Here is a 13,453-nt window from a genome sequence, read left to right on the forward strand (position 1 = left end):
TGCTTCGCTGCGCTCGCAATGACGGCGCATTTATCTCCGCCCGAACAGATTCTCGATATCGTTGAGCTTGAGCTCCACATAAGTCGGGCGGCCGTGATTGCACTGGCCGGAATTCGGCGTCTCTTCCATCTCGCGCAGCAGCGCGTTCATCTCTTCTGCGCGCAAACGCCGCCCGGAACGGATCGAGCCGTGGCAGGCCATGGTGGCTGCCACATGCATCAGGCGGCGCTCCAGCGGCAGCGCTTCGTCCCATTCGGCCATGTGCTCGGCGAGATCGCGCAACAGCGAAGCCGCATTTGTCTTGCCGAGCAGCGACGGCGTCTCGCGCACGGCGATGGCGCCGGGGCCGAATGAGTCGATCGCAAGCCCATAGCTCGCCAGCTCTTCGGCGCGCTCCACCAGCTTCTCGACGGTGGCTTCGTCCATCTCGACAATATCGGGGATCAGCAGGATCTGCCGCTGCACGCCATTCTTCGCGAGCGACGCCTTCAGCTTCTCATAGACGATGCGCTCATGGGCGGCATGCTGATCGACCACGATCATGCCATCGCGGGTCTGGGCGATGATGTAGTTCTCATGCACCTGCGCGCGCGCCGCACCCAGCGGTCGATCGAGCAGGTCCGCCTGCGGGGCTTCCTCGAACCGCACATCGGCGGTCGGCGTGCCGACATCGAAGGCGGCCTGTGGCGCTTCGGCAAACGCGGTCGCACCGCCGAACGCGGGCGCAGGCGCCACCGGATAGGACGGTGACCGTTGCCAGTCCCAATTGGCATTGCGCGACGTAAAGCCCGGCGCGCTGTTCGGCCGGAACGAGGACAGCACCGCACCGGCATCATTGTTCGCCGCCGTGCGCTTGCCCTCGCGCGCGAGGCCGTCCTTCAGCGCATGCACGATCAGCGCGCGCACGAGGCCGGCATTGCGGAAGCGCACCTCGGTCTTGGCGGGATGCACGTTGGCATCGACCTCCTGCGGGTCGAGGGTGACGAACAGCGCCAGCACCGGATGGCGGTCGCGCGGCAGATAATCGGAATAGGCGGCCCGCACCGCGCCGACGATCAGCTTGTCGCGCACCGGGCGGCCATTGACGAACAGATACTGGCCCAGTGCATTGGCCTTGGTGAGCGATGGTGAAGCAGCGAAGCCTTCGACCACCACACCTTCGCGTTCGCTGCGCACGGCAATCGCGCTGGCGCGAAACTCCGCGCCGAGAATATCGCCGAGCCGCGTGAGCTGGCCGGGCGCGCCGGGCAGCGCTGCGGCCCAGGTGATCGGTGCGCGCTCTTCACCGGACAGGGTGAAGGCGACATCGGGCCGCGCCATGGCAAGCCGGCGGACCACTTCGCGGATCGCCTCCGCTTCGGTGCGGTCGGTCTTGAGGAATTTCAGCCGCGCCGGTGTCGCATAGAAGAGATCGGCGACCTCAATGCGGGTGCCGTGGCCCAGTGCCGCCGGCATGATCGGTTCCTTGGTGCCGGCATCGACCGTGAGCGACCAGGCATGCGGCTCGCTGGCATGGCGCGTGGTGATGCCGAGCCGTGCCACCGAGCCGATGGACGGCAGCGCCTCACCACGAAAGCCGAGCGTGCGGATCGCCAGCAGATCCTCATCATCGAGTTTCGAGGTGGCGTGACGCTCCACGGCCAGACCGAGATCGGCATGGGTCATGCCATGGCCGTCATCGGTGATGGCGATCTTCCGCCGGCCGCCGCCATCGCTGAAGATCTCGATCCTTGAGGCGCCGGCATCGATGGCGTTCTCGACGAGTTCCTTGACCACGCTTGCCGGTCGCTCGACCACCTCGCCGGCGGCGATGCGGTTGACGATGGTTTCTGGCAATTGGCGAACGGGCATGGGTCTCGGCGCGCGGTGGATGAGTCGAGGATATGTAGGGAACTTAGGGCGCCATTCTAAGCCCCGTAAGGCGATGTGTCCCGATCGGATCGAAGCTGTCCCCGGCTGGATGAGCCGATTCGTAGGGCGGATGAGCCAAAGGCGTAATCCGCCGGCCGAATTCATGGTTGAAGCTCTGCGGCGGATGACGCTGCGCTAATCCGCCCTACGGCGGCGCACCTATGCGAATCGGCCGCCCTTTTCGATGACCTCGATCTTGTAGCCATCCGGGTCTGTGGCGAAGAAGAAGCGCGCCAGCGGCTTGCCGTCATGCTTGAGCTCGCGGAGCGGGCCGGGTGCGAGCTTCTCCTGCTCGAACCGCGCATGTTCCGCCGCCAAGTCATCCACCACCACGGCGAGATGGCCGTAACCATCGCCGAGCGCGTAAGGCTCGGTGCGGCCTTTGTTCACCGTCAGCTCCAACTCGAAGGGCGAGGAGGGGTGGCGCAGATAGATCAGCGTGAAGTCGTCGAAGGCCAGCCGTTCGGCAATCTCAAGTCCGAAAGCGCGCTTGTAGAAATCAAGTGAACGGGCTTCATCGATTACGCGAATCATGGAGTGAACGGGTTTGGCCATGGGGCAGTCCTTGTAGTCGTGGTGGCAGGTGGAATCAGTCGGTGAAGCGGCCGCTGCGGCCAGCCTTGACGTCGCCACGGCGCTTCTTGCCTTCCAGGCGGCGTTTCTTTGAACCGAGCGTCGGCTTGGTCGGCCGCCGCGGCGGCTCGCGATAGGCGGCTTCCTTGATCAGCTCCACCAGCCGTTCGATGGCATCGGCCTTGTTGCGCTCCTGGGTGCGAAAGCGCTGGGCGTGCATGACGATCACGCCGTCCTTGGTCATGCGCTGGCCGGCGAGGGTGCGCAGGCGGATCTCCATGTCCTCGGGGATCGTCAGCTTCTTGCTGTCGAAGCGCAATTGCGCGGCGGTGGAGACCTTGTTGACGTTCTGGCCGCCGGGGCCTGACGCGCGTACATAGACGATCTCGATATCGTCTTCCTCGATGGCGATGGCGCGGGTGATCCGGAGCAGCATGCTGGGTTCGTAGCATATCAATTGCTCGTCGTCCCGGCGAGCGCCTGGACCGTCGCATATGGCGTTTGAGCGATGGGGGATAGTGCTCGGCCTGCATGGTTCGAGACGCCCGCTTTGCGGGCTCCTCACCATGAGGATCTTCTACAGAGCCACGCTCGGCCCTCATCCTGAGGAGCGGCCGCTTGGCCGCGTCTCGAAGGATGGCTGCGGTGCGGTATGCTCCTCGCGATTCATATGCGGTAGCCCTGCGGCGAACGGAGCCTAGCGCCCCTGCCGCGACCCCGAGCGCTCCACCAGCTTCACCATCACCTGCAGCGCATGATTGGTCGGCGTGGGAATGCCGTGTTCGATTCCCTTGCGGACAATGAAGCCGTTGAGGAAGTCGATTTCCGAGGGCTTGCCACGGCCGAGATCCTGCGAGGTCGAGGATTGCTGGGCCGGCATCGACGCAGGGAGGCCGAGGGTCTTGTCGAGCAGGTCGCCCGGCAGCGACACGCCGCAGGCTTTCGCTACTGCAAGACATTCGGTGACGGCATTGGTCACGATCTGGCTGGCGCCCTCGACCTTGACCATCTCGCCATAGGCGATGCCCGCCACCGCGGATAGCGCGTTATAGGCGCAGTTATTGATGAGCTTCGACCATTGCACCGCATCGATATCATTGGCCACGGTGGTCGGCACATGGGCTTCGGAAAGGAGCCTGGCCAGTTCAGCGCTGTGCGGCCCGGCGCCGATGATCAGCTCGCCACGGCCATTGTGTTTCACATGACCCGGCCCGGGCATCTCGGTCGCGACATAGACGGCTGCAGCGATCACCGGCTGGCTCAAGATCTTGCGCAGGCGCTCGGGATTATCGACGCCGTTCTGCAGGCTGAGCACGATCGAGTCGGGATTGAGTATCGACTTGAGCGTCCTTGCGGTTTCGTCGGTGTCGCCGGATTTGACAGCGAACAACACCAGATCAGGCGGCGTCAGCTCTGCGATCTCCGTCACGGCCTTCGCCGGGATGAAGCCGGTGAAAGCCGCGCTCTCGAAATGGAGGCCATGCGCATTGATGGCCTCTGCATGGGCGCGACGTCCGACCAAAGTGACGTCATGGCCCGCGCGCAGCAGCATGGCGCCGTAATAGCAACCGACGGCGCCGGCACCGATGACGGCGACCTGCATCAGTTCGCTTTCGGCGCCGGAGCCACCGGCGCTGCGGCGGCCTGCGGCGCGCGGCCAACCACGACGCTGAGCAAGCCATCGGCCCAGAGCCGCTTGGCGGCTGCCTTGGCCTGATCCAGCGTCACTGCATCGACGATCGAATTACGCTTCTCGATATAATCGATCGGCAAGCGGTCGAGCTGATACTGCAGCAATGCGCTGGCGAGCTTCGACGAGGTATCGAGTGCCAGCATCTGCGAGCCCTTCAGATAGGACTTGGCTTCGTCCAGCTCCTTCTGGCTCGGGCCTTCGTCGGCAAGGCGCTTCACCTCGGCAGTCACCGTGTCGATGGTCTCGGTGGCGCGGTCGGCGCGGGTGGCGGTATTGCCGATCCACAGGCCGGAGCGCTGCATCCAGATCAGCGAACTCGAGACGCCATAAGCGAGGCCGCGCTTCTCGCGCACTTCGTGATACAGCCGCGAGGACAGCGTGCCGCCGCCGAGGATGTGATTGACGATATAGGCGGCCATGAAGGTGGGATCGTCACGCTTGAGGCCGGGGGTGCCGAACGTGATCACGGTCTGCGGCACGTCGAGCGTGACGAATTCTTTCTTCGGCGGCTTGGTGACGGTGACGTCGGGTATCGTCACAAGGTCGGCCTTGGCAGGCAGCGCGCCAAAGGTCTTGTCGAGGAGCTTGGCGAGCGCGTCCGGATCGATGTCGCCGACGACGGCGATCTTCAGCGTATCCTTGGCAACGATGCGGTTCTTGTAGGCCTTGATGTCATCGACGGAGATCTTCGGCACGTCGACCAGATTGCCGTTGGACGACCGGCTGTAGGGATGATCGCCGAACGCCACTTCCAGGAATTTGCGCGTCGCCAGCGCATTCGGATTCGTGGTTTCGCGGCGCAGGCCGGACAGGATCTGCGTGCGGATGCGCTCGATATCGGGCGCATCGAAACGCGGCGAGGTCAGAGCGAGACGGGCGAGATCGAAGGCTTCGTCGCGATTCTCCTTCAGCATGCGCAGCGAGCCGCGCAGATAATCGCGCTGGGCGTTGAAGCTCAACTCGATGGCGCGGCGCTCCATGCGTTCGCGGAATGCTGCGGAATCCAGATCCCCGGCCCCTTCATCCATCAGGCTGGCGACCATGTTGGCGGTGCCGGACTTGTCTTTCGGATCCTGCGCCGCGCCACCGCCAAAGGCATATTCCATGGCGATGACGGGGACGGTGGCATCCTGCACGAACTGCGCTTCGATGCCGCCCGGTGTGACCAGCCGCTGCACCTTGGCTGCGGCGAATGAGGGCGTTGTCATCAGCGCGACAAGCGAGACGGCGGTGGCGACGGCGATGCCGAGACGGCGTGCGTTAAAGATCATGCTCACGACCGCTTCTCCTCGCGCTTCGCCGTAGTATCTTTGATCAGGTAGCCGGTAACCGAGCGCTTCTTGTCGAGCCAGGTCTGTGCTGCGGCACGGACCTGTTCGGCGGTCACCGCCTTGATGCGGTCGGGCCAGCTGCGAATGTCCTCGACGCTGAGGCCGGTGGTGAGTGCTGCGCCATACCAGCGCGCCAGTGCGGCCTGGCTGTCCTGCGCGTAAACCGCTTCGGCGACGAGCTGCGTCTTGACGCGTTCGAGATCGGCGGCCGGCACCGGATTGGCGGCGACGTCGGCGATGACGGCATCGATGACCTTCTCGATGTCAGCGAATTCAGTGCCGGGCTTCGGCGAAGCCGAGATCATGAACTGTGCGCTGTCGAGGGCGGTGCCCTGATAGCCTGCACCGGCATTGACCGCGAGCTGCTTGTCGATGACGAGCGCACGATAGAGGTACGAATTCGGACCGCCGCCGATCAGTTGCGCCAGCACGTCGAGCGCCTGGCTTTCGCCGGCCGCGGCGGTGGTGGCCGAAGGGACAAAATAAGTGCGGCGCAGGTTGGTCTGCTCGACGCGCGGATCGGCGAGCGTCACCGTGCGCGGTGCAGCAGGTGTCGGCTCTTGCGGGCGGATGCGGCGCTCGGGGATCGCGGGCTGCGCCGGGATCACGCCATAGGTGCGCTCCACCATCGGGCGGATTTCCTGCGGATCGACATCACCGGCGATGATCAGCGTCGCGTTATTCGGGGCATAGAAGCGCTTGTAGAAAGCGAGCGCATCCTCGCGGTCGAGCTTCTCGATCTCCTGATGCCAGCCGATGATCGGGCGGCCATAGGGATGATTGAGATAGAGCGCGGCCATGATCTGTTCGCTCAGCCGTGCCTCGGGACTGTTAGCGACGCGCATATTGTATTCTTCCAGCACAACATCGCGCTCGGGCAGCACGTTTTCGTCTTTCAGCACAAGGCCGGTCATGCGGTCGGCCTCGAATTCCATCATGCGGCCGAGCTGGTCCTTGGTGACGCGCTGATAGTAACCGGTGTAGTCGGTGGAAGTGAAGGCGTTCTCCTCGCCGCCGACGCGCTGCACGGTCTGCGAGAATTCGCCGGCCGGATGTTTGGCCGTGCCCTTGAACATCAGATGTTCGAGGAAATGCGCGAGGCCGGATTTGCCGGGCGTCTCATCCGCGGAGCCGACCTTGTACCAGATCATCTGCGTGACCACCGGCGTGCGGTGATCCTCGATGACCACGACCTGCATGCCATTGTTGAGCTTGAAGGTGGTGGGCGGCTTCGGGCTGTCGGCCTGCGCTTGCGCTGCGAAACTGCCGGCGAGCAATAGAGCGGCGACGGTGGCAGAGCGCGCGGCACGGGCGAATGATGTTGTCATGGCTGGGCTAGCTGCTCCTTGGCGCAGGCGAGCAATCGCGCCGGCTGCAGTTGCAGCCGGCGCGATGCGATAAAACAGTCTTTGAAAAATGGCGAAGCGCGATGTGCGCTGCAAGTTAAGTCGCGGTAACGTGGCAACCGCGGCGCCGCGATCAATACTTACCCGTCATCGGGTTGATATTGTATTCGTTGCGCATGACTTCCTTCGGGCCGGTGCCATAGGCATAGCCCTGCGCCGGGGTCTGGTAGCCGACTGGCGGTTGGGTCAGCGAATCGCGCGTCGGTTCGCCTTCGAACTTGGCGACCTCGCCCTTGTTGCCGCCGAACATGTTCTTGAACATGCCGCTGGAGACACCAAGCTGCGACGGGCTCAGCACGATGTTCTTGTTGGGATCGCCGGGATGCGAGTTATCGACGCCCGAGGACGACACCCGCGCGCGCTTCGGCGCCATTTCGGACGGCGTGAGCGGACGCGAGGCTTCCAGCACTTCTTCCGGCCGACCACGCTGGGAAGCAGCGGCGGCTTCGCGCGCGCGCTTGACGTCCGGGTCCTTCGGCCAGTTGGCGACATTGGAGGTCTTGCTCGTAGCAGCCGGCTGCGGCAGGTCGATGCGCGGCGGAACCACCAGCGGCGAGCGCTCGCGATAGTCGATGCCGGAATTTTCCATATTGGTGCCGCCGAGGCCGGTCATGATCGACTTGATGGCCTTTTCCTCGAAGGTCAGGTTGTCATCGTCATCGTCGGCGGCATGGGCAATCGTCGCGGACATCGCAAGGCCGAGGCTGAGCGCGACTGTGGCCAGTCGCAAAGAGCGCTTCAGAGCGCCCGATGAAAGGTGCAGAGCCCAACCGGTCCCGGTCTCGCGCATCGTGTTCATCCTGTTCAAATCTCTGGCGGCAAATCTGTGCCAAAACGCCCAAACTGGCGCAGTTCCACCCGCATCGCCCATGGCCTCGCGTATCGGCTGGGATCAGGGCGCTTTTACGGCGGGTGCGCCGAAGAAGGAGTCATACAGCAAGGCCGCCACACCGGCAACGATGGCGACATCGGCAAGGTTAAACACGTACCAGTTGTAGGTCTTGCCGCCGAATTCGGCGTGAAGCAGCGCGAAATCGACCACGGCGCCATAGGCGAAGCGATCGATGGCATTGCCGATGGCGCCGCCGATGATCAGGCCGAGTGCAATTGTCGCAACGCGCGTCTGCGCGCGGACCATCCAGACGGTGAGGGCGATCACGGCCACGATCTTGAAGCCGATCAGGAGGATTTGGCCGGTCGGCCCGGAATCCGAAAACCAGCCGTAGCTGATGCCCGTGTTCCAGGCGAGGATCAGGTCGAAAAAGGGGAGTACCTTCACAAGTCCACGCCGGCCAAGATCGAAGCCGTGGAGCAGCCACAGCTTCGAGGCCTGATCGAGGATCAGGGTGCTAACGGCGACGATCAGGCCGGAACGGGCGGCGGGGGTCATTGGAGCACCGTCCGCTGATCCAAACGCGATGTCGTCCCCGCGAAAGCGGGGACCCATAGCCTCGGTCGGAAGTGTTTGGCTGAGTCGAAGGGCATGGCGACCTTAGAGCGCATCATGGAGTCGGAGGGTATGGGTCCCCGCCTTCGCGGGGACGACAACTGAGTTATCCGACTCCCAGCGCCTTCCATTCCCGCAACGCCTGCGCATCGCGCGGGGTCACGTCCGGATACTCCTTGTCCTCACCGACGGTCGGCAGGATTTTCCAGGACCGCGCACACTTGGTGCCGACGGCCTTCTCCACCACTACGGCAACGCCGGGGACGTCGCTCAGCGTAAATGCGCCGGCCGGTGCATCGCCATTGGTCAGCATCGCATTGGACGTGATGCAGATCTCGGCGAGATCGATATCGGCGAACAGCATGAAGACCGCCTTATCGCTGACATGCACCAGCGGCGACGCTTCCAGTGACGAACCGATATTCTTCGCAGCGCGCTCGACTTCCAGCGCGCCGGTGACGACGCGGCGGACATCGCGGATGGTCTCCCACTTCGCGGCGAGCGCGTCGTCCCTGAACTGCGCGAGCCCTTCCGGAAACACCGTCAGATGCACCGACGGCTCCGCATCCGGGCGATACATCCGCCAGGCTTCGTCCATGGTGAAGGAGAGGATCGGCGCCAGCCACTTCAGGATCGCATCACAGATCGTGTCGATCGCCGTCAGTGCCGCCTTGCGCGCGAGCGAGGAGGGCGCGTCGCAATACAGCGTATCCTTGCGGATATCGAAATAGAACGCCGACAATTCGGTGTTCATGAAAGTCGCGAGCGAGGCCACCACGGTCTTGTAGTCGAAGTCCTTATAGGCCTGCTGCACCTTGGTATCGATCTCGGCGAGCTGATGCAGCATCAGCCGCTCGAGCTCGGGCATGTCCTTGAACGCGACGGCATCGGTCTTGTCATAGTGATGCAGCGTGCCGAGCATCCAGCGCACGCTGTTGCGCAGCTTGCGATAGGTCTCGATGGTGTTCTTGATGATCTCCGGGCCGATGCGCTGGTCGTCGGCATAGTCCGTGGCGCAGACCCACAGGCGCAGGATGTCGGCGCCGGAATCCTTGATCACCTTCTGCGGCTCGATGGTGTTGCCGAGCGACTTCGACATTTTTCGCCCGTTCTCGTCGAGCGTAAAACCGTGGGTGAGCACGACGTCATAGGGCGCGCGGCCGCGCGTGCCGCAGCTCTCCAGCAGCGAAGAGTGGAACCAGCCGCGATGCTGGTCCGAGCCTTCGAGATACATCACGGTATCGGTGCCGCCATCGACCTTGCGCTTGATGCCGGCAAGACCCGGGAAGTGCACGGGGTCTTCCAGCACGAAGGCGTGGGTCGAGCCCGAGTCGAACCAGACGTCGCAGATATCGTCGACTTTCTTCCACGCTTCATTTGCCAGCGAGCCGAGGAAGCGCTCGCGCGCGCCCTCCGCATACCAGGCGTCAGCGCCTTCCTTTTCGAAAGCATCAGCGATGCGCTTGTTGACGTCGGCGTCCTGCAGGATCTCCGCCGAACCATCGCCGGTCTCGCGCACGAACACGGCGATTGGCACGCCCCAGGCGCGCTGGCGCGAGATCACCCAATCGGGCCGCCCCGAGATCATGCCGGTGATGCGGTTCTGGCCGGCGGCCGGCACCCATTGCGTGACCTTGATGGCGTCGAGCGAGCGGGCGCGCAGCGTATCGCCGGGCTTGGCCTTGCCGTCGTCCACGATGTCCTTGTCCATCGCGATGAACCATTGCGGCGTGTTGCGATAGATCACCGGCTTCTTCGAGCGCCAGGAATGCGGATACTGGTGCTTGAGACGTGCACGCGCCACCAGCGCGTTGCGCGCGATCAATTCCTTGATCACGGCCTCGTTGGCGTCGCCCTTCTCGCCCTTGTCGTTGAGCACGCGGGTGCCGGTGAAGCCCGGCGCCTGCTCGGTGAGCGCGCCGTTTTCATCGACGGTGTAGGGGATCGTGGTGGCGATGCCGCGTTCGGTGAGCTGGCGGCCATTCACCATCCAGATGTCGAAGTCGTCGCGGCCATGGCTGGGTGCGGTATGCACGAAGCCGGTGCCGGCATCGTCGGTGACATGATCGCCGTTGAGCAGCGGCACGATGAACTCATAGCCGCCGGCAAAACCCTTCAGCGGATGACGGCATTCGAGATCCTCGAGGATGTCGGAAGACAGCTCGCTGCTCTTCTTGAACGAGGTCACGCGCGCCTGCTTGAACACGCTCTCCGCCAGCGCATCGGCGAGGATCAGCAGATCGCCGGTCTTCAACCAGTTGTCCTCGGGCGCGTCGGTCACCTCATAGAGGCCGTAAGAGATCTTGGAGGAGAACGAGATCGCGCGGTTCGCAGGCAGCGTCCATGGCGTGGTGGTCCAGATGACGACCGATGCCTTGGCGAGGCGACCGAACTCCGCGGCGACCGGGAATTTCACCCACACCGCATCCGACGTGTAGTCCTCGTACTCGACTTCCGCTTCGGCCAACGCAGTCTTCTCGACCACGCTCCACATCACCGGCTTGGAGCCGCGATACAGCGTGCCATTGGCGGCGAACTTCATCAGTTCGCGCGCGATCTGCGCCTCGGCGAAGAAGTCCATGGTGGCGTAGCGGCCGGCCCAGTCGCCGACGATGCCGAGGCGCTTGAATTCCTCGCGCTGGATGTCGAGCCACTTGCCCGCATAGGCGCGGCATTCCTGGCGGAACGCGATCATCGCCGCGCCGTCCTTGAAGTTCGGCTTGGTCTTGCCCTTGGAGCGGTAGTTTTCTTCCTCGATCTTCCACTCGATCGGCAGGCCGTGGCAGTCCCAGCCCGGCACGTAGTTGGAATCGAAGCCCAGCATCTGCTGGCTCTTGGTCACCACATCCTTGAGGATCTTGTTGAGCGCATGCCCGATATGGATGTTGCCGTTGGCATAGGGCGGGCCGTCATGCAGCACGAATTTCGGCTTGCCCTTCGCGGTCTCGCGGAGCTTGCCGTAGAGGTCGATCTCCTTCCAGCGCTCCAGCATCTTGGGCTCGCTGGTCGGCAGACCGGCACGCATCGGGAACTCGGTCTGCGGCAGATACAGGGTCTTGGAATAGTCGTTGGTCGCGGGCTTATCGGACATGAGATGGGACTCGGGGGCTCTGGCTAGCTCGAATGGCGCAAATACGCGTCGAAAACGCGATGAAACAGGTCAGTCCCGGTCTTGCGCCGAGCAAAGCTCAGGCGGAAGCCGGGCCGATAATGCTTATGATGGGGCGCCGTGCAGACATCGGCCATTCCATAGCAGGGGGAACAGGGATCGCAAAGGGGGCGTCTCGGAACTCGCTTACCGTAGCCGTCACCCTGAGGTGCCGGCGCGAAGCGGAGGCCTCGAAGGGCGGCGGCGGGCACTCCCGAGCCTGTGTCCATCCTTCGAGGCTCGCGAGGGCTCGCACCTCAGGATGAGGCCGGAGATTTAGGCGGCAAAGTTTTGGCCGGATTACCCACCACGGTGGCTCCCTCTGGAACATCCCGGGTCACGACCGCCCCGGCACCAATCAGTGCCCCATCGCCGATCGTCACTCCCGGCAGGATGATCGCCCCACCGCCGATCCAGACATCGGCTCCGATGTGCACCGGCCGGCCGAATTCCAGCATCGTCCGCCTCGTGGCGGCGTCGCGCGGGTGATCCGCCGCCAGGATCTGGACGCCCGGCCCGATCTGGGTGCGGTCGCCGATGGTCACGCTCATGATATCGAGAATGACGCAGTTGAAATTCATGAAAACGCCGTCGCCGACGCTGATATTGTAGCCGTAGTCGATGAAGAACGGCGGACGGATCACGACGCCTTTGCCGACATGCTTGAACTGCTCGAGCAGCAGCGCGTGCCGCTCGGCATTGGTCGCATTCATGGTCGCATTGTAGCGCGCCATCCAGGCCTTGGCGGCGGCCTCGTCCGCGGCGATTTCGGCATTGCCGGCGGGATTGTAGAGTTCGCCGGCAAGCATCTTCTGTTTTTCGGTTTTGGTCAGGTCACGTCTCCCAGCTTCGGAAACGCATCCGGCGCAGCTGCCAAGGCAGCGCGCGCGTTCGCGCTGTCATTGTTCATCTGAACAATCAGCGCGTCGACTCCGTCGAATTTAAGTTCATCCCTGATGAAGGCGATGAACGCGACATCGAGCGTCTGCCCATACAGATCGCCCTTGAAGTCGAACAGGAACACTTCCAGCAGCGGCGCGCCGTTGTCGAAAGTCGGGCGGCGACCGAATGACGCCACGCCATCAAAGCGCTCGCTGCCGCGGCCGACGCGCACGGCATAGATCCCGTGGCGAAGCCCACAACTGGCCGGCAGGCGGATATTGGCGGTGGGATAGCCGAGGTCGCGGCCGAGCTTCTTGCCGTGGATCACTTCGCCGGTGATGAACCACGGTCCCTGCAACATCTCGGTTGCCTCAGCGATCTGGCCCTCGGCAAGCGCCATGCGGATGGCGGTGGACGACACCGGCCGTTCGTCGATGTCCACATGGGGCTGGATATCAACCTCGATGCCCAAACGCGGCATCTCGGTGGCGAGCAGGCTCGGGGAACCAGTGCGGCCCTTGCCGAAATGGAAATCGTAGCCGACCGCGATGCCGCTGATACCGAGGCGCGCAATGAGATCTTGGTGAATGAAATCATGCGCCGTGGTGCCGGCGCGGCCCTTGTCAAATGTCATCACGACAGCTCCGGCAAGGCCGGTTCCGGCTAGCAGCCGTAGCTTCGCAGCTTCGTCCGACAGCCGGAATTGCGGCGTGTTCGGGCTGAAAAACAGCCGCGGATGCGGCTCAAAGGTTACCGCCAGCGCGCGGGTCTTGTGCAGTTCCGCCATGCGCAGCGCCGCACCGATCACGGCGCGGTGGCCGAGATGCACGCCGTCGAAATTACCCATCGCCACCACGCATCCCCTCGGGATGTCGCTCGCGGCGGTGGTGTCGCGGATCACGGTAAAGCCAGACGTCATGATTGGATTCGTTGATGGTTTTCAATGCGTGCGGGACCGTGACGCGGCGATGGCAGGGGAGTCAAGCCAGAGGCAAGCTCCGCCGCGTATCGGTATTCCATTCGAATTTGACGGATTTACCGCCGCCTCCCGGTTAACGGGAA

11 protein-coding genes are annotated in these 13,453 nt (G+C 63.6%); all 11 read right to left on the reverse strand.

Translation table 11 applies throughout. The features are described from left to right. Nucleotides 1-30: 30 nt before the first annotated feature. Nucleotides 31-1,851, reverse strand: a complete 1,821-nt coding sequence (gene mutL / locus AC1RQ5_RS08390) for a DNA mismatch repair endonuclease MutL (protein WP_493198201.1) — start codon at nt 1,849-1,851, stop codon at nt 31-33. Nucleotides 1,852-2,070: 219 nt separating this feature from the next. After that, a complete protein-coding gene (locus AC1RQ5_RS08395) occupies nt 2,071-2,466 on the reverse strand; it encodes a VOC family protein (RefSeq protein WP_493198202.1) in 396 nt (131 codons plus the stop codon). 34 nt (nt 2,467-2,500) lie between these two features. Then, nucleotides 2,501-2,917, reverse strand: a complete 417-nt coding sequence (gene arfB / locus AC1RQ5_RS08400) for an alternative ribosome rescue aminoacyl-tRNA hydrolase ArfB (protein ID WP_398477015.1) — start codon at nt 2,915-2,917, stop codon at nt 2,501-2,503. A gap of 264 nt (nt 2,918-3,181) precedes the next feature. Further along, the gene (locus AC1RQ5_RS08405; protein ID WP_493198204.1) at nt 3,182-4,087 is read right to left on the reverse strand and encodes a ketopantoate reductase family protein; all 906 of its coding nucleotides are present in this window, start codon (nt 4,085-4,087) and stop codon (nt 3,182-3,184) included. Continuing rightward, nucleotides 4,087-5,448, reverse strand: coding sequence for a M16 family metallopeptidase (locus AC1RQ5_RS08410; protein ID WP_493203355.1), 1,362 nt, complete (start codon nt 5,446-5,448; stop codon nt 4,087-4,089). Before AC1RQ5_RS08410 ends, AC1RQ5_RS08405 begins: the two co-directional genes overlap by 1 nt. A 2-nt stretch (nt 5,449-5,450) precedes the next feature. Continuing rightward, nucleotides 5,451-6,836, reverse strand: coding sequence for a M16 family metallopeptidase (locus AC1RQ5_RS08415; RefSeq protein ID WP_493198206.1), 1,386 nt, complete (start codon nt 6,834-6,836; stop codon nt 5,451-5,453). A 151-nt stretch (nt 6,837-6,987) separates the two neighbouring features. Next, nucleotides 6,988-7,644: a hypothetical protein gene (locus AC1RQ5_RS08420; protein ID WP_398476952.1), complete on the reverse strand. Its 657-nt coding sequence runs from the start codon at nt 7,642-7,644 to the stop codon at nt 6,988-6,990. 162 nt (nt 7,645-7,806) lie between these two features. After that, a complete protein-coding gene (gene lspA, locus AC1RQ5_RS08425; RefSeq protein WP_493198208.1) occupies nt 7,807-8,304 on the reverse strand; it encodes a signal peptidase II in 498 nt (165 codons plus the stop codon). 163 nt (nt 8,305-8,467) lie between these two features. Next, nucleotides 8,468-11,452: an isoleucine--tRNA ligase gene (gene ileS / locus AC1RQ5_RS08430; RefSeq protein ID WP_493198210.1), complete on the reverse strand. Its 2,985-nt coding sequence runs from the start codon at nt 11,450-11,452 to the stop codon at nt 8,468-8,470. Nucleotides 11,453-11,766: 314 nt separating this feature from the next. Continuing rightward, on the reverse strand, nt 11,767-12,342 hold the full coding sequence (locus AC1RQ5_RS08435; RefSeq protein ID WP_493203357.1) for a sugar O-acetyltransferase: 576 nt from the start codon (nt 12,340-12,342) through the stop codon (nt 11,767-11,769). Beyond that, nucleotides 12,339-13,310: a bifunctional riboflavin kinase/FAD synthetase gene (locus AC1RQ5_RS08440; protein ID WP_493198212.1), complete on the reverse strand. Its 972-nt coding sequence runs from the start codon at nt 13,308-13,310 to the stop codon at nt 12,339-12,341. Before AC1RQ5_RS08440 ends, AC1RQ5_RS08435 begins: the two co-directional genes overlap by 4 nt. Nucleotides 13,311-13,453: the final 143 nt, after the last annotated feature.

Source organism: Tardiphaga sp. GW821-FHT12E02 (assembly GCF_058807155.1).